Annotated in this window: 26 protein-coding genes and 1 riboswitch; of the genes, 8 read left to right on the plus strand and 18 right to left on the minus strand. The window is 43.7% G+C overall.

The window, feature by feature from the left end; genetic code table 11:
* Positions 1–132: 132 nt before the first annotated feature.
* Complete coding sequence (gene mog, locus C2M32_RS18195; RefSeq protein WP_105169724.1) at positions 133–660, plus strand: molybdopterin adenylyltransferase; 528 nt, start codon at positions 133–135, stop codon at positions 658–660.
* 62 nt (positions 661–722) lie between these two features.
* Here the strand turns inward: mog and C2M32_RS18200 are convergent, their stop codons facing one another.
* Together C2M32_RS18200 and C2M32_RS18205 are read right to left on the minus strand one after the other, a co-directional pair.
* Positions 723–2,201: a NarK family nitrate/nitrite MFS transporter gene (locus C2M32_RS18200; RefSeq protein WP_105169725.1), complete on the minus strand. Its 1,479-nt coding sequence runs from the start codon at positions 2,199–2,201 to the stop codon at positions 723–725.
* Between the two features lie 313 nt (positions 2,202–2,514).
* A complete protein-coding gene (locus C2M32_RS18205) occupies positions 2,515–3,705 on the minus strand; it encodes an alginate export family protein (RefSeq protein WP_105169726.1) in 1,191 nt (396 codons plus the stop codon).
* 184 nt (positions 3,706–3,889) lie between these two features.
* On the opposite strand from C2M32_RS18205, the gene C2M32_RS18210 reads away from it, so the two are divergent.
* Positions 3,890–4,669 (plus strand): HesA/MoeB/ThiF family protein, encoded by a 780-nt coding sequence (locus C2M32_RS18210; RefSeq protein ID WP_105169727.1) that lies wholly within the window; start codon positions 3,890–3,892, stop codon positions 4,667–4,669.
* On the opposite strand, the gene C2M32_RS18215 is transcribed toward C2M32_RS18210, so the two are convergent.
* The 3 genes from C2M32_RS18215 to C2M32_RS18225 all read right to left on the minus strand — a co-directional run bounded on the left by C2M32_RS18215 (position 4,638) and on the right by C2M32_RS18225 (position 7,691).
* Positions 4,638–5,078, minus strand: a complete 441-nt coding sequence (locus C2M32_RS18215; protein WP_105169728.1) for a putative zinc-binding protein — start codon at positions 5,076–5,078, stop codon at positions 4,638–4,640. The genes C2M32_RS18210 and C2M32_RS18215 overlap by 32 nt on opposite strands.
* A gap of 145 nt (positions 5,079–5,223) precedes the next feature.
* On the minus strand, positions 5,224–6,426 hold the full coding sequence (locus tag C2M32_RS18220) for an NnrS family protein (protein WP_199886188.1): 1,203 nt from the start codon (positions 6,424–6,426) through the stop codon (positions 5,224–5,226).
* On the minus strand, positions 6,423–7,691 hold the full coding sequence (locus C2M32_RS18225) for an MFS transporter (RefSeq protein WP_105169729.1): 1,269 nt from the start codon (positions 7,689–7,691) through the stop codon (positions 6,423–6,425). Before C2M32_RS18225 ends, C2M32_RS18220 begins: the two co-directional genes overlap by 4 nt.
* A gap of 321 nt (positions 7,692–8,012) precedes the next feature.
* Between C2M32_RS18225 and C2M32_RS20915 the strand changes: the two genes are divergently transcribed.
* Positions 8,013–8,711, plus strand: a complete 699-nt coding sequence (locus tag C2M32_RS20915; RefSeq protein WP_234401341.1) for a PP2C family protein-serine/threonine phosphatase — start codon at positions 8,013–8,015, stop codon at positions 8,709–8,711.
* Positions 8,702–9,736 carry a serine/threonine protein kinase gene (locus C2M32_RS20920; RefSeq protein ID WP_234401342.1) on the plus strand — a complete coding sequence of 345 codons (1,035 nt, stop codon included), beginning with the start codon at positions 8,702–8,704 and terminating at the stop codon, positions 9,734–9,736. The genes C2M32_RS20915 and C2M32_RS20920 overlap by 10 nt, the downstream gene beginning before the upstream one ends.
* A 15-nt stretch (positions 9,737–9,751) precedes the next feature.
* On the opposite strand, the gene C2M32_RS18235 is transcribed toward C2M32_RS20920, so the two are convergent.
* Together C2M32_RS18235 and ubiU are read right to left on the minus strand one after the other, a co-directional pair.
* On the minus strand, positions 9,752–10,621 hold the full coding sequence (locus tag C2M32_RS18235) for a U32 family peptidase (RefSeq protein WP_158678270.1): 870 nt from the start codon (positions 10,619–10,621) through the stop codon (positions 9,752–9,754).
* An 8-nt stretch (positions 10,622–10,629) separates the two neighbouring features.
* On the minus strand, positions 10,630–11,625 hold the full coding sequence (ubiU, locus tag C2M32_RS18240) for a ubiquinone anaerobic biosynthesis protein UbiU (protein ID WP_105169731.1): 996 nt from the start codon (positions 11,623–11,625) through the stop codon (positions 10,630–10,632).
* Between the two features lie 149 nt (positions 11,626–11,774).
* Between ubiU and ubiT the strand changes: the two genes are divergently transcribed.
* Positions 11,775–12,224: a ubiquinone anaerobic biosynthesis accessory factor UbiT gene (ubiT, locus tag C2M32_RS18245; RefSeq protein ID WP_234401343.1), complete on the plus strand. Its 450-nt coding sequence runs from the start codon at positions 11,775–11,777 to the stop codon at positions 12,222–12,224.
* 60 nt (positions 12,225–12,284) lie between these two features.
* On the opposite strand, the gene C2M32_RS18250 is transcribed toward ubiT, so the two are convergent.
* Both C2M32_RS18250 and C2M32_RS18255 read right to left on the minus strand, forming a co-directional pair.
* On the minus strand, positions 12,285–12,656 hold the full coding sequence (locus tag C2M32_RS18250; protein WP_105169733.1) for a ribonucleotide reductase subunit alpha: 372 nt from the start codon (positions 12,654–12,656) through the stop codon (positions 12,285–12,287).
* A 69-nt stretch (positions 12,657–12,725) separates the two neighbouring features.
* Entirely contained in the window at positions 12,726–14,339 is a 1,614-nt protein-coding gene (locus tag C2M32_RS18255; protein WP_105169734.1) for an MFS transporter, read from the minus strand.
* A 269-nt stretch (positions 14,340–14,608) separates the two neighbouring features.
* Between C2M32_RS18255 and narL the strand changes: the two genes are divergently transcribed.
* From narL to C2M32_RS18270, 3 genes are read left to right on the plus strand one after another with little or no spacing between them, the layout of a single operon-like run.
* On the plus strand, positions 14,609–15,262 hold the full coding sequence (narL, locus tag C2M32_RS18260) for a two-component system response regulator NarL (protein ID WP_105169735.1): 654 nt from the start codon (positions 14,609–14,611) through the stop codon (positions 15,260–15,262).
* A 2-nt stretch (positions 15,263–15,264) separates the two neighbouring features.
* Positions 15,265–16,524: a molybdopterin molybdotransferase MoeA gene (gene moeA, locus C2M32_RS18265; protein ID WP_105169736.1), complete on the plus strand. Its 1,260-nt coding sequence runs from the start codon at positions 15,265–15,267 to the stop codon at positions 16,522–16,524.
* Positions 16,525–16,531: 7 nt separating this feature from the next.
* Complete coding sequence (locus C2M32_RS18270) at positions 16,532–16,810, plus strand: hypothetical protein (protein WP_105169737.1); 279 nt, start codon at positions 16,532–16,534, stop codon at positions 16,808–16,810.
* On the opposite strand, the gene C2M32_RS18275 is transcribed toward C2M32_RS18270, so the two are convergent.
* The 9 genes from C2M32_RS18275 to moaA all read right to left on the minus strand — a co-directional run bounded on the left by C2M32_RS18275 (position 16,802) and on the right by moaA (position 22,763).
* Positions 16,802–18,022 (minus strand): ATP-binding cassette domain-containing protein, encoded by a 1,221-nt coding sequence (locus C2M32_RS18275; RefSeq protein WP_105169738.1) that lies wholly within the window; start codon positions 18,020–18,022, stop codon positions 16,802–16,804. The genes C2M32_RS18270 and C2M32_RS18275 overlap by 9 nt on opposite strands.
* On the minus strand, positions 18,023–18,727 hold the full coding sequence (gene modB / locus C2M32_RS18280; protein WP_105169739.1) for a molybdate ABC transporter permease subunit: 705 nt from the start codon (positions 18,725–18,727) through the stop codon (positions 18,023–18,025).
* Positions 18,728–18,732: 5 nt separating this feature from the next.
* On the minus strand, positions 18,733–19,473 hold the full coding sequence (gene modA, locus C2M32_RS18285) for a molybdate ABC transporter substrate-binding protein (protein WP_105169740.1): 741 nt from the start codon (positions 19,471–19,473) through the stop codon (positions 18,733–18,735).
* Between the two features lie 27 nt (positions 19,474–19,500).
* Positions 19,501–19,950 (minus strand): molybdenum cofactor biosynthesis protein MoaE, encoded by a 450-nt coding sequence (locus C2M32_RS18290; RefSeq protein WP_105169741.1) that lies wholly within the window; start codon positions 19,948–19,950, stop codon positions 19,501–19,503.
* Between the two features lie 2 nt (positions 19,951–19,952).
* Positions 19,953–20,198, minus strand: a complete 246-nt coding sequence (locus C2M32_RS18295; RefSeq protein WP_105169742.1) for a MoaD/ThiS family protein — start codon at positions 20,196–20,198, stop codon at positions 19,953–19,955.
* Positions 20,191–20,685, minus strand: a complete 495-nt coding sequence (gene moaC / locus C2M32_RS18300; RefSeq protein ID WP_105169743.1) for a cyclic pyranopterin monophosphate synthase MoaC — start codon at positions 20,683–20,685, stop codon at positions 20,191–20,193. The genes C2M32_RS18295 and moaC overlap by 8 nt, the downstream gene beginning before the upstream one ends.
* Complete coding sequence (gene moaB / locus C2M32_RS18305; protein ID WP_105169744.1) at positions 20,676–21,236, minus strand: molybdenum cofactor biosynthesis protein B; 561 nt, start codon at positions 21,234–21,236, stop codon at positions 20,676–20,678. Before moaB ends, moaC begins: the two co-directional genes overlap by 10 nt.
* The gene (locus C2M32_RS18310) at positions 21,233–21,790 is read right to left on the minus strand and encodes a molybdenum cofactor guanylyltransferase (protein WP_105169745.1); all 558 of its coding nucleotides are present in this window, start codon (positions 21,788–21,790) and stop codon (positions 21,233–21,235) included. The genes moaB and C2M32_RS18310 overlap by 4 nt, the downstream gene beginning before the upstream one ends.
* 1 nt (position 21,791) lies before the next feature.
* On the minus strand, positions 21,792–22,763 hold the full coding sequence (gene moaA / locus C2M32_RS18315; RefSeq protein ID WP_105169746.1) for a GTP 3',8-cyclase MoaA: 972 nt from the start codon (positions 22,761–22,763) through the stop codon (positions 21,792–21,794).
* Positions 22,752–22,881, minus strand: a riboswitch (molybdenum cofactor riboswitch). It overlaps the preceding gene by 12 nt.
* Positions 22,882–22,939 lie beyond the last annotated feature (58 nt).

Genomic DNA, 22,939 nt, shown 5'->3' on the forward strand with positions numbered 1-22,939 from the left:
GCATGTCAATTAATTGCCTGTAAAAGCGCTTTTTAGAACCTTTATGAGTATTGAGAACCTACCTATTTTGGAGGAGTTCCCTAAGGCTCGTTCTTTGTTAGACTGATATTTTAAGTTTTTAAAAGAGTAACGATGGAAGCTAAAATCGGTATTTTGACCATTAGTGACAGGGCAAGTAGAGGACAGTACGATGACCTCTCAGGGCCTGCGATCATTGAAACATTAACGGCATATCTTTCTTCCCCTTGGCAAGTGGTATATAAACTCGTTGAGGATGAACAACCCTTGATTGAGCAAACCCTTCGCGCTCTTTGTGATGAGGAAGGGTGTGCATTAGTGATAACGACCGGTGGTACGGGCCCTGCCAAGCGCGATGTGACACCCGAAGCGACTGAAGCGGTATGCGATAAAATGATGCCAGGGTTTGGCGAATTAATGCGACAGGAAAGTTTAAAGTATGTTCCAACCGCTATTTTATCTCGTCAAACCGCCGGCATTCGCAATCAAACCCTTATCATTAACCTACCAGGCAAGCCTAAAGCGATAAAACAATGTCTGGATGCTGTTTTTCCAGCTGTGCCATATTGTATTGACCTATTAGACGGGCCCTATCTCACCTGTGATGATTCTGTCATCCAAGTATTTCGTCCAAAATCCTAGCCAACAATAATGACAAACAAAAAAGCCAGCGTGATCACGCTGGCTTTTTTGTTATTGAATATTTAGGCCTTCTTATGCGACACATCAATCAATTCAACTGTACCGTCTTCTCTTACTTCTGCTATTTGCCCTCTGGGTTCATCCATTAAGAATAATGTCACAAAACCAATTAACGCGGTGCCTGCAATAACATAGAAAAACGTAGCATAATCGACAAATGACAGCACGGTTAAAAAGGTCACCGCACCCACATTTCCGTATGCACCTGTCATTCCCGCGATTTGCCCAGTTAGGCGGCGCTTTATCAGCGGAACCACGGCAAATACAGCACCTTCACCTGATTGAACAAAGAATGAACATGCCATTGCGGTTGCAACAGCCAGCCATAGAGGCCACTGCGCATTGACCATACCCATTAAGAAATAACCCGCAGCTAAACCAGCAGTTAGAATCAGAAGCGTTGTCTTGCGACCGAATTTATCTGAGATCCAACCTCCAGCAGGACGAGACATGAGATTCATAAAAGCATAAGCACCTGCGACCATCCCAGCCATCACAGGATCTAATGAGAAGGTTTCAGCGAAAAACAATGGTAGCATTGACACTACAGCTAATTCGGAACCAAAGTTGGTGAAATAAAGAATGTCTAACACTGCAACCTGCTTGAAGTTATAGCGGTGTAACTCTGGCACTTCCTGTTCAAATACGCCCTTGTTTACAGACCAAACCTTCTTCACTTCAAATAAATACAGCAGCACTAATACCGAGTAGATCACGTTAACGACTGTGCTATCAAGCATGCTCACACCATTTGGTGAAAGTTTCCATGCTAGCAGTGCCAATGCTGCGTACATTGGAATTTTCATGATCAACAGTAGAAAGAAGTCACCCTTTGATGTTACTTCCATTGCCCCTAGGTTTTTCGGACGGAAATATGTAGACCCTTTCGGTGTATTAGTTACACTCGCGTGATAAATAAAGCCAAACACTAAACTCATAACACCCGTCACTCCGATTGCATAGCGCCAACCGTCTTCGCCACCAAAAACTAACGCAAGTGTAGGAAGCGTGAATGCAGCCGCGGCAGAACCAAAATTCCCCCATCCACCATAAATCCCCTCTGCGGTGCCAAGTTCATTATGCGGAAACCACTCAGAGACCATGCGAATACCTATTACAAAACCAGCACCGATAAAGCCCAGCAAAAAGCGCGCTATCGCAGCTTGTAAAAAGCTATCTGCAAGGGCAAACATAAAACACGGTATAGAGCAGAAAATAAGTAAACTCGAATAGACCACTCTTGGTCCATATCTATCGGTCAGCATCCCGATGATCACACGGGCAGGAATGGTAAGTGCAACATTAAGAATAAGTAGCGTTTTTATTTGTTCTGTTGTCAGTCCAAGCGTTGTTTTTACAGCCTGCAAAAGCGGGGCAAAGTTAAACCACACAGCAAAGGTGATAAAGAATGCCATCCAACTTAAATGCAAGATTTTCATTTTCCCATTCATGGAAAAAAGATTGAATTTTTCACTTGCCATATTTCTCTCCAAACGATTTGTTCAAAGCCATTCTGGACCGAACGAGGTAAAAAGAATTGATGCAAATCAAGTAAATTCTGGCTGTGAAATTAGCTGACTTAAGACTCTACCTATTTGTATTTTTTGCAATAAAGGGGGAGGTGTTGGAAATTCAAGGCGTACTACCTATTAAGGTGTACATTATCTATCACCTTGCAGATCAGTGAAGTAAATAGTGATAGATAAAATATCTGTTATCATGCAGTTAGCAAATAAAAAAGCCTCCTAAGAGGCTCAAACTATTGCAGGGAAACCGTTTGCGTAGTTCCACGCTTTAAAATTTATGGCTCAGCATCAACCACAGTTTGTCCGTGTCTGTGGCGACCTCATCGGCATCGTACATAGCGTATTTGAGTAGCAAGTTGCACCTGTCTGAAACTTTATAAGTCGCAGTGAAATCAATTTCACTACCGTAATCAATATCATTTTTCACACTATCAAATTGATGATAAGTAACCGCCAATTTGACGCCTGACAGGGCTCCATTTAAGCCAAAATACCAATCTGCAACGCCATTTGGTGGTGTACCAAGGAACTTATCGGCGAAGCCCTGAAATTTATGTGCCGTTGCCAGCGGCGTGCTAAATCCTACGCCATTGTCAGAACCCAATGACTCATAGCCAATCGTCCAGCCCAAATGGCTGAGTTTACCTTGCACTTGCGCAAGCAAATAATCCGCGCTGAAGTCATTGGGATTATCTGCGTACTCTTGTTGATTGGCATAACTCAATGTGTAGGCTACCTCATCAAATAGCTTGCCTGAAAAGCGTATGCCAAACGTTTGCGTTGATATTGCTGGCGCAGTGTCAAAGTCAAATAGATAAGCAAATCCAGTTATTGAAGTGTCGGGGTTGGCTTGATACGAGATATTGCCCAAATGCAACTTTCCATGCAAATCACTTGCTGCACTCTTTTGTCCAAAAATGCGATTAACATTATAGATGTAGCTGTAATCCACTCGCAGCGCTTCGTGCGCTTTATAGATTGCGCGATAACCGTCATATGTTTGCTCATTTTGCCGCCAAGCTACTGCGCCCACAAAGCGCTGATCATCTAAGTTGATCCTTTGCCTTCCCAAAATAAAAGAAACATTTTCCCGATTAAATTGCAGGTGCGCCTGATTAACTTCTGTACCAGTGGGGTCTGCAACCACAGGGTGGCCAGTGACGCCATTGACTGTGCTATTGTAGTTTTCAGCGCCGATGCTCGTTACATTATCAACTTCAAACACCGCTTTAACGGCGTTTAATGTACCGCTTGTATAATTCAAACGAGTCAATAAAGTTGAGGCATGGGCTTTATTTGCTACACCATCCTGATCAACATTTTCGTATCGGTACCTTAAAAGGCCACTCACCTTTCCCTCAGAGAGCATGTTGTCTATCCCTTCATGGACAGCAGCGTGAGACTGGTGGCTTAAACCAATTAAGACTAATGTGGTGATTACAGAAAGTTGTGTCTTCATACTTAATACCTTGCTACGCAGTGATGTTGCATCTAGCCTAAAGTCATGATCTTTTGTTTCTTTTGATTTAAATCAAGGTCTGTTTCTCACTACCCACTCTGAACGAACACCTCCCTTTATGGGTATAACAACTCTGCCACAATTAATGTAGGCTTTAGACAGAGCAATTACCTAAGTTGAATGTATGATGAAATTAGATAAGACCAATACAATGCGCTATTGCCGACACATTCTGCTTCCTTTAGTGCAAGAAGAAGGGCAAGAAACCTTCTTACAAAGCCATGTCGTTGTTGTTGGTGCTGGTGGACTGGGCTGTGCCGTATTACCTTATTTAGCTGCATCTGGCGTCGGTACGATCACCCTATTTGATCACGATACTGTTGATATCACTAACTTACAGCGACAGATATTGCACGACGAGAGCAGTGTAGGGAAAAACAAAGCGCAGTCTGCACATAACTCGCTTACTCGGTTAAACAGCACTATCAGAATTAACGTTTTTGACACAGCTTTGTCAGAAGCCCATAGTGAAACCATAAAAATGGCTGATGTGGTAGTAGATTGCAGCGACAATCTGGCCACGCGATTATTGTTGAATGAACTGTGCTGGCGCTATAACACGCCTTTGATTTCAGGATCAGCCATACGCATGGAGGGCCAAATTATTCATTTCCCTATGCGTGCACATGACCCTTGCTATGCATGTATGGCGAGTTTATTTGGTGAGCAGTCATTGAGCTGTATGGAAGCCGGTGTGCTGTCTCCCGTCGTTGGCACCATTGGCAGCATTCAGGCCACCGAAGCACTCAAAAGCTTATTAAATATCGCTCCTGAACAAGTCACGCTGATGTTATACGATGCCCATCAGCTACAATTTAAGCCATTTGTAATACATAAACGAGCAAACTGTCCTGTATGTTCTCATCAACCAATTAGCCGTCAGCACAGGGAAACAGCGCAATGATATTAGCGTCTCGGTCAGACTCGTCAACTTCGTGATTAGATGATAGTGAGGTCGCGAGCGTTTTACTGATGCGCGTTGTCACTTGCAGCCCTGCCTGTAATACACTTTGCTTTGACTGTTTTGGTAGTTCATTGAGCAACTTCGTTATATCAAAATGGATGAACTTATTTATACCGCTGCGGGTTAAACAATGTTTGATACAACACAGCGAGCACCCATCGAAAACAATGAGTTGCTTACTTAGAGCAATGCGTTGCAGGTGCAGCGGAGACCGCGCAGCAATTGCAGCTATCGCGATGCGCTCGGCTTTACCTTGCTGCCTATAGAGGGTGGCAATATCTTCTGCTAACTCTCCACCTTGACAACAGCCAGAGCAGCTCACGATAAGCGGTAAGTTATTGTTTCTCATACTAAGCCAATCTCTTTTTGGACCATAATTTAAGCTTAGCTAGCAGATGAATAATCGAATTGATCCACATCAACAAACTTTTTCAGGTAATGAAAGCATTAGAGGTAGCGGGTAACCTCTTAGGGCTACCACTTTTTAGAGTTGCTCAGCCGGGTCGTCCATCGGCCCGGGGAGTCGTCAGAATAGGATAGTACACTAGGGTAAATAAACCATAGGCAACACACCAAGACACGATTGATATTATGATTAAGGCAGTACTAAATTCTGCGAATAGAATCACCCCAAACACCCTTATCAACGCACTGATAAGTACCGCGCCAAAGGCACAAATAACCAAATGCTTGACGATGAGTTGACGCCCCGTGTGCCCTAAACTGACTCTCGACATCATACTCAAAATCATATTACCCATAGCCCCCACGGTAAGCGCATGAAAAGCCGTCGAAAGTGTGATCACATCAGATAAATAAGACAAACCCATCAATGCTATTCCGATGGGAATAAACCAATAAGCAGCATGAAGGCTCCACAGCAAAGGAACCTTCAGGGTCAGGTGCATTTTCCATCTTAGAACTCTAATAACATGGGTCGCGGCACATAGCACCAACGCGCTGCCAATAAATATATTCGACATATAGTAAACAGCACCGGTGATGTACAGGGCAAAAATTGCCCATGTTGACCCTAACGCCAAATACTCCAATCCAGAAATTGGTGTGACTTTTTCTGTTTGAGTACCATTTGCAGTAAAAAATGGAATAACTCGGCCACCTAAAACACTCATCAACAATGTAATCAACCAAATAGCGGAAATGAAACCATGTTGGTACAAATCAGGTATGTTTAGCGTTATTCCCAAATGCATCAAGAGATTGGTAGCGCTCAGCAGCACCAAGATTGGCACGAAAAATAGATTGCGTGTTTGCCCAATGGCAATAATTGGCTTGGCTAGGAAGTAACCTGATAATGGCAAAAACAACAAGTCAACTGATATAACCAGCCAGCTAGGGCTTGAAGAAAAAAGCATCAAAACTCTCGCTGCTAGCCATATCGCACAAAGCAAAGCGAGCCTGCGACCACGAATACTAGGAATTCCTGTCCAATTCTGAACCGCGGTTAATAGAAAACCAACCACAATTGCGCCGACGAAACCAAACAACATTTCATGACTGTGCCAAAAAAACACGTTGCCATAAGGGGCAAACTCAATGAAACCGCTTAGCACTCCTCCCCATAGCATCAATGCCAAACAGCTAAATCCACCTCCCAGTAAAAATAGTGGTCTAAAGGCCAATCGAAAAATGGCGGGCACTTGATCTTCCTTTTGTGCATCTAATATTTGCATCATAACTCATCATCTTCCAAAAAATTGTAGCTTGCTGCTTCTTTCAACTTACGGCGATAACGTTCTGAGCGAATAGCAAAGTACATTGCCATCATACAGATAGCCAACACCCCATACAGCAACATAAAACTGGCGCTGTAAAACCCTGAAAGTTCGACCGCAGCACCAAATAAAATAGGAAGCGTAAACCCTCCCAACGCCCCGATGGCTGCAACTATCCCACCGGCTTTCCCCATATTATTTGGGTAATGTTCATGGATCATTTTAAACACACTCGCCCGACCAAACCCTTGCGCTATACCAATCACGAATAACAAAAAAGAAAAGAGCCACACGTTAATAGCTATTTCAATGTGTACATCATGCTTAGCGCCATGAATGGTCATTGTTGTCGGTGGGTAACTTAAGAAAAACAAACAAACTAAGCACACCCAAAAGACGCTCCAGTTGACTGTTCTGCCACCATATTTGTCTGCAAACCAACCACCCAGTGCTCTTACAACCGATGATGTAGCAACAAAAAACAGTGTAAAAGCCATAGCCTGAGATAGTGGCAGTTGATACGCCTGCATGTAGTAATATGGTAGCCAAAGCAACAAAGCGAGAAATGAGCCAAATACAAAGTAGTAATACAGACCAAAGCGCCATATCTGAATGTTTTTCAATAACGTATACCAAGGTTCATCAGTGTACTCGTAACTTACCGCATCCGCGGGACGCTCTGGCGCTAATAGCCAAAACAGCAACGCCACAAACAACAGCCCCACCGAATAGATGAGCCCCACCCAGTGCCAGCCAAACTTATCAACAAGCAAAGGTACCAGCACTAAGGTGATCGCAGCGCCTCCATTACCGACACCAAAAATCCCCATGGCTGTGCCTTGCTGATTGCGGGAAAAAAAATCATTGATGTAACGAACTCCTAAAGTAAACGAACTACCACTGATCCCAAGCCAAAAGCCGAGCAGCAACAGCTCCAAATAGCTGTTGATCACAAATAGCAACGCCAATGGCGCAAGACATAGCAGCATCTGTATTACAAAGAGCATTTTGGGCTCGCCTTTATCAGCCATAATCCCAGCCGGAATACGTGACAAAGCACCACTGAGCATGGGCGCTGCGAGCAACGCAGCAACTTCTATCACCCCTAAATTCCACAGTGATGTAATTGGAATAACCAGCGCAGCATAAAGCGTCCAAACGGAAAAGTTAGCCGCAAACGCAAGGGTAGCTAATAACAATGCACGCTTAGCAATTTTCTCAGACATATAGCGAACCAACTTGGCTTTAAAAAAATTGTCGATTTAAAGTATGGTTTATATTCTACCTAAGATGTCATGAGATAGTGGGCTTCTACCCCCAATGCCCTGCCGTCAATTTCAATACCTTACCCAAAGTAATTATCAATAAATTTATTGTTTAATTTCAACACCTTACCAATAAACCTCCATACCTACTATTGGGTATTCCCTCGATATGGTTTGCCGAATAGTTTTTATTCTTTGTTCGTTTCATTCTATTTTAAGTTGAACAACAGTATGCTTTTCCAGCACAATTTTTATCACTATATGAGTTTAAAGTTAGTATAAATGCAAAATACACTCGTTCAGGCAGGGGCAAGAGCCACTCAGGGGATCAAAAAAATTAATGAAGATTATGCAGGCTTTGTTATTCCCTGCGATCCCTATTTAGCAAACGTTAAAGGCATGGCATTTTGCATTGCCGATGGTGTCAGCTCTGCTGAGGCGGGAAAAGAAGCGAGCGAAACAGCGGTAGAACGCTTTTTATCTGAGTACTTTAAAACCCCCGACACCTGGTCTGTAAGCCGATGTGGCGAGCAAGTGCTTTCTGCGATAAACCTCAGGCTATACCGCAAGAGTCATGAATTTAAGCAAGATCATAAAGGCTATCTAACCACACTCAGTTGTTTGGTCTTAAAAGGTGTTCATGGTCATTTATTTCATGTGGGAGATAGCCGTGTGTTTCGCTTAAGGGCTGATAGCTTCGAACAACTCACTACGGACCATGTTACTCATCTGGGCAAGGGTAAATCTTTTTTGTCTAGAGCAATTGGCATGGACAACAACCTCCATATTGACTACTGCAATTTCGAGTTAATGGTCGGTGACATTTACCTGTTAAGCACCGACGGCCTCCACGATTTCGTTTCTACCGCCGAGTTGATCAGAGCTTTGCTATCGAATGCCAGCGTTGACGAGATAACATCAACGCTGTGTGATAAGGCATATGCAAATGGTAGTGATGACAATGCAGCTGTGTGGTATTAAAAATAGACCAGCTCACACATTTGGAGGAAGACGAATTTAATGCCGATTTAACCAAGCTACCTTTTCCTCCTCCACTGAAAGTCGGTATGAAGCTAGATGGCTACCGTGTAATCGAGGAGCTTTTCGCCTCTCCCAGAAGCCAGTTGTATTTGGTCGAAGAGGAAGAAACCGGGCACCGCTTTGCGATGAAAACCCCCTCTATTAATTTTGAAGATGATATCCACTACATCGATCGTTTTTTAAAAGAGCAATGGATTGGTAGTCGGATCGATTCGCTTCATGTGGTCAAAATCATACAGCATACCCGACCTAGAACAGCGCTATATTACTTGATGGAGCATCTTGATGGCGAGAGTCTCGATAATTGGATGCAAACTCACTCCCCACTTAAACCAAAGCGCGCCATCGCTATCGTCAAAGACATTGCCGAGGGACTAAAGGCGTTTCATAACAATGATGCGGTACATCAAGATCTTAAGCCGGGAAACATCATGGTGCTGCGTGATGGCTCGGTAAAGCTGGTTGATTTTGGCTCCGTGTTTGTTGCCGGTGTGGCTGAACTGTACAGGCCCATAGAACATGTTGGCGCATTGGGCACCGCCAGTTATTCAGATCCAAATTATCTAGTTGGTAAAAACTCAGCGGTTCAAGGTGATGTATATAGCTTAGCCACCATTTGCTATGAACTTTTTACTGGAAAATTACCTTATGGCGAAAAAATCGAAGAATGTAAAAGCATGTTCGACTACGATAAATTGCGTTATAAAAGCGCGACAAAACATAACCCAATCATTCCCGTTTGGTTTGATAAAGCACTACAAAAAGGCGTCAACTTTGATTTAACGAGCCGCTATGAAACCGTTGACGCGCTGTTAAATGATTTAACCAAACCTAATCCAAACTTTTTAAAACCTGAGCCTGAACCACAAGAAGCCAGTAGCCTGGTATTTTGGAAAATTGTCAGTGGCTTTTGGTTTATTACTTTGATTTTAATGCTATACCTGTTTAGCCAGTCACAAACTTAAGGTTACTTTCTAGCTCTAATCAACAACGTGCATACCGGCAATACGATGCCAAAACCCATTGATATGCGTGGTAGGTCTGAGGGTTTTATGATGGCCCTTAAAGTGGTCTACCCAGTCGAGATCTTCAAATTGGTGCACGCTTATCCGCGCGATATCGGCTAATTTCCCCAATTCTGTTATCTCTTCGCACAAGTTATAAACCTGTCCAGACATGGTTTGAATCCCATTAAGGGTAAACAGCTCCTTGCCATCTTGACTCGATACTTGCAAACCTTGTGGATGTGTTTGGCATATCAAATTACATTGGTCTTTTGCCAAGTTGTGATGCCGAGCAGTAAAACACCGAGCACTATAGGCCAGTGGCAAATAGCCATAACTAAAGACCTCATATTCCATTGGCAGGTCACACAAAGAGTCATATTCTTTTTTTAATGCAAATAACCAGTCTTTTGACAGCTCTACCGGCATGACCCACCTTTTTGCCCCCAGCTTGGCAAACTTTGCCAGCGTGTAGCCATTATATACATTGATGGCCGGACCAATAATAAAGGGCCGATGCAATTCACTGAGCACTTGTATCGTCGCTACGTCATTGGCTTCAAATAACATACTATCGTTATTACACATGCGTTCAAGCTCGCGAATTTGCTGTGGTGATTCAAGCAAAGCCAGAGTTGATAGCACCACTTGCTTGTCACAACGCGCGAGCCGTTGTGCCCAACGCAGATAATCTTCATGATTTGATAAACGACGTTTACCACACACATTTTCGCCAAGATAAACAATGTCTGCATCTGAGAGTGCGACACGCTCATAAAATGCATCCATTAAGGGCTTTTCCCAAAGAAATAGCATGGGTCCAACGGAGGTTTTTAAGAATGACATAGTGGCTCCTATTTCCATTTGCGATGATATGCGCCGAGTGTGGTCTGTTGACCTTCTGATAATCCTGCAAGCGTTTCATTCCAAGCTGGTTTAACATCAAAATCCTGCGCACTGTGTTTCGCAGCATCAATTGCCTGTCTCCACACTTTGGTCACTTGCGCCACATATGCGGGACTACGTTGACGACCTTCTATTTTTACCGAAGCGATATTCATTTTTAGCAGCTCAGGGAGCAAGGCCAGAGTATTTAAACTCGTCGGCTCCTCTAAGGCATGATAAGTGCTCCCTTGTACCTCAAATCGTCCTTTACATAAGGTGGGATATCCAGCCTGCTCATCTGCTGAAAACGAATCAATTAACACCCCATTTAGGCGAGCGTGTAATGTTTGTTCATTTTGCTCCCAGCGCACAAATTTTGCGGGAGAGCAAACCCCCGCCGTATTGGGAGATTCCCCAGTCATATATGAAGATAAATAACAGCGTCCTTCAGCCATAATACAAAGACTGCCAAAGGCGAAAAGCTCCAGCTCAATCGTGGTATTGGCTGCCAGCTTTCTGACCTGTTGTACACTGAGTACTCGGGGTAAAACAATACGTTTAACCCTAAACTGCCGCTGATAAAAATCGATGGCTTTGCTATTGGTCACGGAAGCTTGAACGCTAAGATGCACTTCCTGATCTGGGTGTTGCTTCGACAAGTAGTCCAGTGCGGCTATGTCCGCTACTATTAGAGCATCGACGCCTTTATCTACTGCTAGATCAATCGCTTGTTGCCAGCGAGGGAATTGATTAGGGTGTGCAAAGGTATTGATTGCGACATGTAATTTTCGCTGGTGTCGATGGCAAAATGTCACCGCTTCTTGCAATTGCGTGTCACTAAAATTGAGACCCTTGAAGTGACGAGCATTGGTATCATTGTTCAATCCAACATAGACCGCATCGGCGCCATGCTCAATTGCTTTTCTCAACGAGGGAAGATTTCCCGCGGGGCAAAGTAATTCCATACCCATTCCTGATTATTTTAACTTGCTAGTAATTAATCAATAATGCTAGAGGAATTAGTTGATGCAGGTAATCTACAAAAATGATTAGTTTAAACGATTTTATTGAGCATAAGACAGGTATTTTTTTTACTCCAAAATGGTTAAAAACAATGATTCATTATACTCCAAATGCTGTTATTAAGATGCTTATGGAACAGCAATTGAACGCATTGTTTGAAACGCAAATAGCGTCTGGAGAACTCGATTTTTTAGTAGATAAATGTATTTGTATAGAAGTAAATAACCTCTCTTTATATTTACTGTTCTCGTTAGACGCACAAACAAAAAAAATGCGTTTACTGGTATTAAAATCGACATTTATCTGTGAGCAAATGGCACGCTTTGATGGCAAGCTCAGCGGCAGTAGTGACAGCTTTTTGATGCTTATAGCGGGTAAGTATGACCCCGATACACTGTTTTTTAGACGACAACTTTCAATTGAAGGCGATACCGAGCTGTGCTTAATGTTCAAAAATTGGCTTGATACGCAAGAACCACAGGACCTGCTACCGCATCAGCTGTATGCTGATCTACAACGTTATGTAACCCAACTGCCATAAAAAAGGCAGCTTTCGCTGCCTTCTATTCACCCTATAACAGGAGGAATAAACTAAAATCAATTAGCTGGAGACCATTTCAACCAAGTTGTCTTGGCGGTCCAGTACAACATACATTGAGGTGTTTTTACCCGTTTGAATATCACTAACCATAGATTTCATACTTTTATCAATAATATCGGTGTCGGTATTGGCGCTTATACTGGTTAAAAATACCAAATCCCAATCAGTGTTAATCGCGTCTGCTTCTTGACATAACGAGGCGTAGTCAGCCAATTCATGAGGTAGTTTATCAACGCACATAACCGGTTGAATAAATCCTTTATTTACGTCTTTGCTTGCACTTTCAATGTTGGTTTTGGTGAACAACATTAGTAATTTAACTGGCTCCGCCTGATAACGTGCCATGGTTAATAATTCTTGAAACTTACTCATTTTAAATTCTCTGCAATAATAAAAAAGAGCCACAACACGAGGTTAATGGCTCTAGGCTCGTGGAGACGATTAAGGATTGTAGAACTCGCCATCTTTCCTTAAATAAAACCACCAATTGACGAGCACACATAGGCTATAGAATACGGCGAAGCCAATCAGTGCTACTTCTGGTGTGGTCGCCTTTATTTGCTGGCCAAAGACCATTGGGATATAAAACGCACCATATGCTGCCACCGCAGAAGTCCAGCCTAAGACAGGGCCTGCTTGCTCCTTAGGAAAGACCATAGCGATGGTGCGAAAAGTTGAGCCATTACCAATACCGGTGGCTGCGAATAACAGCAAAAATAACGCGAAGAAAGGCACAAAGAACTCTTCTGGTGTCGCTGATTGATATGCCGCCTGCATGTAATAAGCCGCGCCAAGGGATGAACCAACCATCACCAACGAACAAACTTGTGTTACAAAAGCCCCACCAAATTTATCGGCGATCCAGCCCCCTACAGGGCGGATCAACGCACCGATAAAAGGTGCCATCCAAGCATACATTAACGCGCTAGGACCATTGGGATTAACCGTGTTGTGCGTCATTACGCCATCTACAACTATATGTTGAAAACCAAATATTACTTTAATCGCCAAAGGAAATGCCGCAGCAAACCCGATAAAGGAACCAAATGTCATGGTGTAAATCACACTCATCACCCAAGTGTGTTTGTTATTAAAAATTTGATATTGTTTGGACAGACTTTCACCTATGGCACCGGGTAGCATTTTTAACAGAAATACCGTACTGGCAACGACCAGTACTAGCACCAACTCTTTCGGCACGCCAAACCCAGAACCATTTGCAGATTCCGGTAACATCAGCCACAAACCAGCCCCAGCAGTGGCTAAACCAATGGTAAGCATCACCGCAATCATCATGAATGCACTGATTGGGCTACCAACATTGGGGGAGACCTCAGGGGTGCGAATATTGTTCATACCAAACCAAGTTGCAAAGAATAAAGGCACCAGCAATAACAACCATAAGAATCCACCATTTTGGATCCACGTTTCTGACCCCGCGGGAATTTTACCTATCAAACTTCCTGAAGGACTGGCTAAGGTAACTGGGTCGCCACCTAACGCACCAAATACTCCATAGGTCATAAATAAAGGAATCAAAATTTGCATGGTCGTTACACCAAAATTCCCAAGCCCTGCGTTCAGCCCCAGCGCTAAGCCCTGTTGTTTTTTGGGAAAGAAAAAACTGATGTTAGACATTGATGAAGCAAAGTTTCCGCCACCAAAACCAGAAAGCAACGCCAACAACTGATACTGCCACAATGGCGTTGTTGGGTCTTGTAGTGCCAAACCGGTAAAGAATGCCGGTATAATCAACAACGAAGTTGTAAAGAAAATCGTGTTTCTGCCACCACAAAACCGAATAAAGAAACTACTTGGGATCCGTAATGTCGCGCCAGATAACCCTGCTATTGCAGTCAAAGTAAATAATTCTTCTGCGGAGAATTTAAAACCCGCATTCATCATTTGAACCGTTAATATCCCCCAGTAAAGCCAAACCGCAAAGCCACAAAGCAAGCTTGGAATAGATATCCACAAGTTTCGCTGTGCAATTTTTTTACCTGTAGATTCCCAAAAAGCATCATTTTCGGGTTCCCATTTTTGTAGATCAGCCATATCCAGCTCCTCACGTTCTAATTACCATCACTATGTGCGTTAAAAATCAGAACAACAATTCACATTGATGGGTAACACCAAGCAATAGAGGAATAGAGAAACATACCACCATGTAGGTATAAGAACTCACAACAGACTGATTTTAAATACAAATTAATCTTACTGCTTAGGTCATTTGGAGTAGCAATGGGTGTTTGTAGTGAATACTGTGTTAATCCAAGTTACTATAACTGAAAAGGTAATCCTACGTTTTCACATAAGAGCTAATTATGAATGATCTATCTGCCACTATCTTACTTGTTGACGACCATCCCTTGCTTCGTAAGGGGTTACAACAATTAATCGACTTAGAAGATGAACTAACCGTTATCGGTGAAGCTGCAAGTGGTAAAGAAGGACTTAAAGCCGCTCTAGAAAGTGACCCTGATTTGATCATCCTTGACTTAAACATGCAGGGAATGGATGGCTTAGAAACGCTTAAAGCAATGCGCGCCAACGATGTGACATCAAGAATTATCATGCTGACTGTATCAGATAATGATGAGGATGTTTTGACTGCAATCAGTTATGGTGCTGACGGATATCTGCTTAAGGATATGGACCCTGAAGATATTCTAGAAAAAATTAAGCAAGCTGCACTGGGTAAAATGGTTCTCAGTGAAAAACTAACAGGTGTACTGGCGCAAGCCATCCGAAAACCAGACGTATCACAAAAAGCCAATATCCTAAATTCTCTGACCAGCCGTGAATTTGAAATTTTGAAACTCATTGCCAAAGGCTTATCAAATAAACTAATCGCAAGAGAGCTTGATATCTCGGATGGCACCGTGAAAGTGCATGTTAAACACTTGCTGAAAAAGCTCAGCCTTCGCTCCAGAGTTGAAGCAGCAGTTTGGATGATAAATCAACAAAAAGGAGCATAGCGATGAATGAGCAAAAGCTCTCTCTTTTATCTTTCGATGAGGCGGTCACTACGCTACTAGAAGACAACATCCCTTTTGTTGGAGCCGAGGCTATCCCTTTGCACAATGCCAAACAAAGGATCTTGGCTTGTGATATAAGCGCCCCTTTTGATGTACCTGGGTACAATAACTCGGCGATGGATGGCTATGCCATTCGACATGAAGATTTGCAGCAATTTACTCAGTTTGAACTTATCGGCAGTGCGCTTGCGGGCCACCCATTTGAAGGTAAGTGGCAACTGGGCAGCTGTATTAGGATCATGACTGGTGCCGCAATACCAGAGGGTTTTGACACTGTCATTATGCAAGAACAAGCCATTTCGCAAAGCGAGGGAGATAAAACGCTCGTTCAGTTCAGTATCACGCCTAAACGTCTAGACCATGTTCGCCAGCAAGGTGAAGATATTGCCTCTGGTGCTATTCTCTTTGAGCAGGGAAAACGACTCAAAGCGACCGACATTGGTATGCTTGCGTCTATTGGTATCGCGACCGTTTCTGTTTTCAATCCCTTGAAAGTTGCCATATTATCCACCGGTGATGAGTTATGTGAACCAGGCACACTCAAACGAGCAAGCGAAATTTATGATATCAATCGTTACACAACCAGAGCCATTTTAGAAAATTTAGGTTTTGAGGTAGTCGACTTGGGCATTATACCTGACGACCCTGCGGCAATTACTAGCGCCTTCAAACTTGCTTTATCTAGCGCGGATGTTGTGCTCTCATCCGGTGGTGTTTCAGTCGGAGCTGCCGACCATACTAAAACTGTACTCAATGAACTGGGTAATATGCAGTTTTGGAAAGTAGCAATAAAGCCGGGCAAACCTTTCGCGTATGGCCATTTCCATACGTGTAACCAACAAGGTCATAATAAGCGCTTTTTTGGCTTACCCGGTAACCCTGTATCAAGCGTGGTGACACTACACCAACTTGCACTTCCGGCGCTGCGAAAAATGGCAGGAGAAAATACGACTCTGGTGCCCTCACAACGCTTGCCATTGGCGGTTTCCATAACCAAAAAACCAGGCCGTATGGAGTTTATTCGCGCAGCCTTGGAAACAGGCCCAACTGCTACTAAGGTGACCCCATTACAAGGGCAAGGATCCGGTATATTAAGTACTTTTTCCCATAGTAACGGTTATATTGTTTTAGAAGCAGAAGGGACTCACTGGCAAGAAAACGACTTAGTAACCTATATTCCTTTTGATCAGGCTTTGAACTAAAGTACCGATGAAAACACCTAAACCTGATAGAGTGACTGCAATGCGGTTACTCATCGAACAAGTCAAAGCAGAATTGCCTCTGTATGAACCAGATACATTTTTTTGTGGCACCAATACATCGTGTGTAGGTTGCCCCAAAAAACTCATGGAGCTGGTTGATACAGATCTGTGCTATTGGGAACACCAACTGAATTCAGGGGTGATCCCAAGCTTTGATGAGATATCCCGATTCGCCAAACTATGTAAAAATGTCAAACGAGGTTTGGTACGCAACCATTTAGTTTAAACAACTTAAGCTCACAGCGTCCGCCTTACTGATAAGATACCAAGACTCACCGATTTTTGGGTGTAGTTGATTGTAAGACAAACGAGTGATCCACACCGACACAACATCTTGTTGTGATGTTGTCAAAGCCCCTTGGTTGACCAGCGTAACATCAATAAGCATGCCATGCTCCCCTTGGCAGCTGACAGGACGAATACTTACTATTTTCGCTTGCCACTGATTAACAAAGCTACTTTCTGGTAATAGTGATTTAGATATAGCGACTCGATTTGCTCTAAGCACCAACAAGACGCTTTGCTTTGCGCTGATGTGTGGCGAATAAGCGCTGAAGCATGGTTGTCCAGCCACTCGATATTCACAAAGGCCAAGCTGCGGATCATGAGAGATAGTTGTTGCATGTAACACTGAAAGAAACGCGCTCGCACACACAGTCTGTTGGTCCTGTGCGGTGTCTGCGCAATCATTTAACAGCGACTGTTGATAGGCATGTATACCATTACTTATCGGCATTACCTGCCATTGTTTTATACCCGCTCTTTGTTGTTGGAGAAACGCAATATCAGCCAGCGCTAGTGCATCTTCTAACTGGTGACACGCAATTAATGCCGCCGCTTGATTACGCTTTAAATACGTCTTAATGACGGTGATACAAGCCAGCTTTGTGCTGGGGTCTTGTCCGGTTAACACCTCATCTAGCAGTAGTAAGGTCGCGCCTTTGATCATTGCCAATAACAACGCCAGCCGCTGTCTCTGACCGCCACTTAAAGACAAGGTTCGCATATGTAATATAGTATCTAGCTTCAATGGCTCAAGCGCCCACTTGATGTCAAAAGGCCTAGCTTGTTGTGCCGAGACAACATCTAGCAAAGCCCCAACACTAAGATGGCCAAATAGCACTGGAGTTTGCGTAACGTAAGCGATATTTCGCTTGTACGTGGCAAGCTCAATTTGCTCCGTATCATGCTCACCTATTTTGAGAAAACCACTTGCCTGATTTATTCCAGCAATCGCATTGAACAGTGATGTTTTTCCAGCACCACTGGGTGCTAGCAATACACCCACCTCGCCTACCCTTAAGGTACATGCAAACTGCTGTGAAACAGGCTTACTGATAGCAAGTGATATTTGCGCCACCATCCCTGTGCGGTAGAGTTGTTTTGTGCTGTGCTGCAACTGGTTGCAAAGCAAGTCTTCAGTTAAAAGATGCTCCATCTACAGTCCCTCAACATGATTGTTCACGACGTATCCATTTTGCGAACTTTGTGTTTGCCACCACTGGCAAGCAAAAACCACAACAAAAGAAAAAATTAACATAAGCAATGCCAACTGCTCAGCAGCTTGTGAGTTGAAACTTTCCACATGATCAAACAGTGCCAGTGAAAGCACTTGCGTTTCACCTGGGATGTTACCTCCTATCATAAGAATCGCGCCAAACTCGCCAATGGTGTGAGCAAAGCTTAGTGTTGTCGCAGCAAATAAAGCCGGTTTAATCGCAGGTAAGATCACTAAGTGAAACTGCTTCATTGGAGAAAAACCTAATAATGCAGCGGCATGGTGTAAGTCTTTGGGGAGCTGTTCAAAGGCACTCTGCAACGGCCTAAAAGTAAAAGGTAAACTATAGATCATTGACACCAGCCAAATTCCTGAAAAACTAAAAACCAACTCAATTCCCAATACATTTCGCAACCACAAACCAAGTCCATCATTGGGTGAAAACAGCACTAAAAAGTAATAGCCCATCACAGTGGGTGGCAGAACCAGAGGCAAGGTGACGATTGTTTCAATAAATGGTTTCACAACACTGCGGCTACGAGCCAAAAAATAGGCGCAAGGCACGCACACCAACAACAAACAAACCGTGGTAAGGCTGGCCAGTTGTAAAGTGAGTATGATCGCTTGCAAATCGGTTTCTGACATGACATTTACCTGTAACCTGAGTCACTAATGAGCAGCTGGGCAGCATCACTTTTTACATAGTCAAAAAAGGCGTTCGCATGAGCGTTATCAGTCAATAACAATGCATGTTGCTCAATAGGTTCATACCAGTGGGTAGGTATCGCAATCCATTGCCCTGAAAATGTAGTTTGCAGTAAGCTCTTTGCTATAAAGGCATATTGCGCGTGGCCATTTTCAACAAGTTGAAATGCATGTAACACCGATGTCCCATTTACCAACCTTTGTGGTGTAACACCTTGATGCTGTAGTATCGAAGCAGCCGTTCGGCCATAAGGGGCAAGTTTAGGGTTTGCTATAGCAACCGTTGCGTCTTTCATTTCATTCAACCAAACAGATAACTCAGTCTGAGATTTATTTAATGAATATAAAACCAGTTCGCCACTAGCATAGGCGTATTTTTCACGACCTATTCCTGCTTGTTCAAGCAATTGCGGAAATAGTGTGTCAGCAGAAAAAAATAGATCGTAGGGCGCACCATGTAAGATTTGAGTTGCTAAGGAGCCTGATGACCCAGTAGATATTCGTATCTCAATCTGATGATTACTGTGCTGTTTAAACGCACTAACCAGTTTGTTCATCGTTGGACGAAAATTTGCAGCACACGCTATCGTCAGTTTTGACGACTGGGCCTCACTGCTGGAAATAAAAAATAACAATGTAAGCAAAAATAGCATGAGCTGTTTTACACTGTTAATGTAAGATTTCATCGCATTTACCTCGCCCAAAAATCAGCACTAGCTCCACTGAGCAGCGGCTATTTTGTCTTTATGGTTGGCATTAACCCACCTGTTTTTGCCGCCGTCTACTAGCTCTTTTTTCCAAAATGGGGCGTTGGCTTTGAGTAAATCGATAAGATATTGTGCCGCTTCAAATGCAGACTCTCTATGCGTGCTGGAAACGGCTACCAGCACGATTTTATCCTCTAACTTCAGTTCACCGACACGATGAATGATAGACACGTTTTCCAGTGGCCAAAGCTCCATTGCTTGTTGCTCTAATTGCGCTAAGTACTTTTCTGTCATCTGCGAGTAATGCTCTAAAAAAAGTTGACTAACCTGATGTCCTTGGTTTAAGTCCCGTACACGGCCTACAAATAGAACCACCGCACCTGAGCTGCTGTCATTGTTAAGCAATGCTTGATATTCCTGATTAATATCAAAATCTTGTTCTTGTACACGGATCATAATTAACCTCCAGTAACTGGCGGAAACATAGCGATTTCATCGCCACTGCCAATATAAAATTCAGCCGGCGCGAGCGATTGATTGACAGCAACGAGTACATCTTTTTCCAGAATCCACTTTCGCCATCGCTCGTTGCGCTGCGCTAACTGTTGGCGTAACTCACTTACTTGTAATCCCGCAGCATCAAGCGTTACTTCATCGCACTGCAAACGCTCGCGCAATTGAGCAAAAAATAAAATCTTATTCATAATGTTTTCCTACATTATCTCGTTGATAAACTCCACGTCGCCCACCAGACTTATGTGTGACACATAAGTGGGAAATGCACATGTCTTGATCTACCGCTTTACACATGTCAATTATCGTCAGCGAAGCAACAGATGCGGCTGTGAGGGCTTCCATTTCAACACCTGTTTGCCCAGCAAGCTTGCAGTAGCTAAAGACCCAGACTTTTGAGCCTTGCGTATCAAGCTCAAAGTCAACAGCAACTTTGCTCAGCGATAGCGGATGGCAAAGCGGAATTAAATCAGCGGTTTTTTTTGCAGCTTGGATGCCCGCGATGCGTGCAACCGCCAACACGTCACCTTTTTTGAGCTGATTTTGACTTATCAACCTCAGCGTCTGAGGGGACATTTCAACACATGCTTGTGCTCTCGCCTCTCTGACAGTGACAGCCTTATCAGCAACATCTACCATGGCTGCTTGCCCCTGTTCGTTTATATGGGTTAACTGCATACACTGCCCTCTCTAGATTCACACAACTGAGTATCGCTGGTGTGCAAATGCGCAACAAAATTACATGGCCCTTGTCGTGCATCCAGTTGCGAACTTAGGATTTCATCCCAGCCTATTTGACAAGCTCTGGGGCTACCCGGCATCGCAACCACTAGGGTTTTGTTAGCTAGTCCCGCTGTCGCCCGCGATTGCAAAGTAGAGTAACCAATCTGAGGCAGTGAACTGTGGCGAAACAACTCCCCAAAACCATCAACTTTTTTATCAAATAAAACTTCTATGGCTTCCGGTGTCACATCATCATGTGTAAACCCAGTGCCACCTGACACCAAAATGACTTGAATTTCCTCACTGGCTATCCAGTTACTGACAGTGGCGCGAATCTGATACTTGTTGGCAGGGATAACCTGTCTGTCAGTTAGGCTATGCCCAACAGCTTCAATGCGTTCCTGTAATAAATCACCGGCGCTGTCGTTTTTTAGTGTTCGCCGATTATTGACGGTCAAAATTGCGATTTTAAGTGGTACAAAGTGCTCAAGTTTTGAACGGCTCATGCTATCTCCTGTTGCATAATTTGATTTGCGAATGCCCATTGCTCAGGTGTATTTGTGTTCATTAAAGCGCACTCACGGACGTGTTGAACACGCTCAATAGCACACGCATCTATCGCACTAAGAAACCCATGAACGGACAGTTGATTCTGGATTAATCGACTGTGAGTAGTGGCTGTCAGTTGTGGTAGCCCCGTTAAATAACAAGGCAAAACAGACGCACTGTAAAAACAGCTTTTTTTAAGCGTGCTACCTTGCGAAATAAGATCTGATAAACAAGCAGATGACAATAAGGGCATATCTATGGGGATCACAATGGCTTGATCACATTGGCACCTATTTAAGCAAGCATGTAACCCAGCCAATGGCCCCATATCAGGATAGATATCCTGCACATATCCTGGCGCGTTACGGCTCACTAACACTTGCTTACAACCCACATCGACCAGCAACTGTTTGGCATGCTCTAGCATCGTGCCACCTTGCCAATGTAACAAGGCTTTATCGGCTCCCATGCGCCGTGAGCGACCACCTGCTAGAATAATTCCCGTTAACATATTAGCCTCCGAGCATAGCCAAATGTTTGGTTAAGCCCGAGCGTCCCTGATGCAACTGATGCCCTTGCCATTTTTTCAATACACGCTGAGTTAAATATGTCGCAAGCCCAGCCGCATCGTCTTCATCGAGCCACGGAGTTAAGTCATCGTTCGCTTCACCAAACAAGCACAAATGTAATTTACCATCGGCTGAAACCCGCAACCGGTTACAGCTGGCACAAAAATCCTTGCTATAGGGCATGATCAGACCAATTTGACCCGCATAGTCGGGATGACAGAACTCCAACGCAGGTCCCGCGTCCACAGCTTTTGGTTGTAGTGTCCACCCCTCATTTTCCAAGATGGTACGAATACCTTGTCCAGGCATATGCTGCTGATTAAAATACAAAGCGTTGTCATGTGTGCGCATCAGCTCAATAAAGCGAAAAGTGACGGGTTTATCTTTAATAAAATTGAGGAATTGCTGTAGTTGTTTGCCATTATATTGCTTTAACAACACCGCATTTAATTTGACTTTTTTAAGCCCCAACTCAAAAGCAAGGTCAACACAGCGCAACACTTCATCTAGACTATTGCTTCCCGTGATCTGAGAAAACGTATAAGGATTTAGACTGTCAGCACTGAGGTTTAATGCGCTTAGTCCAGCCTCAATCAGTCTGGGTAGCTTGCGTTTTAAGTGATATCCATTGGACGTTAATGCAATGGAGTCGATTCCTGAGGTTGCTTTGCACAGAGCAACGATATCAGGCAGCTCTTTACGTAAGCTTGGCTCACCTCCCGTTAGGCGTACTTTTTTTGTTCCAGCCAACGCAAATGCCTGTAACAAGGTTTTTGTTTGTCTAAGCGTCAGTGTGCTCGCACGCGAATGACACTCATAGCCATCCGGTAAGCAGTAATTACATTTGAAATTACACACTTCAGTGACCGACAAACGCAAATAGTTAAATTTTCGGTTGAACGAATCTTGTAGCATTGTAGCCTTTCCAAGTCGGGAGGCCTGCCAATTTCTTGGCAAACCCGGTGGTAAACCACGGTACATTCTCCATGCCTGATTTGGTTTAGGAAAATGTACTTCGGCGTATGATGCTCAGAATAGTCGCTCTCGCTTTGCTGCACCATACAAAAGAAGGGGCAGCTAACGTACCCCTA

The sequence above is a fragment of the Pseudoalteromonas sp. T1lg23B genome (genome assembly GCF_002964665.1).
Taxonomy (GTDB): domain Bacteria; phylum Pseudomonadota; class Gammaproteobacteria; order Enterobacterales; family Alteromonadaceae; genus Pseudoalteromonas.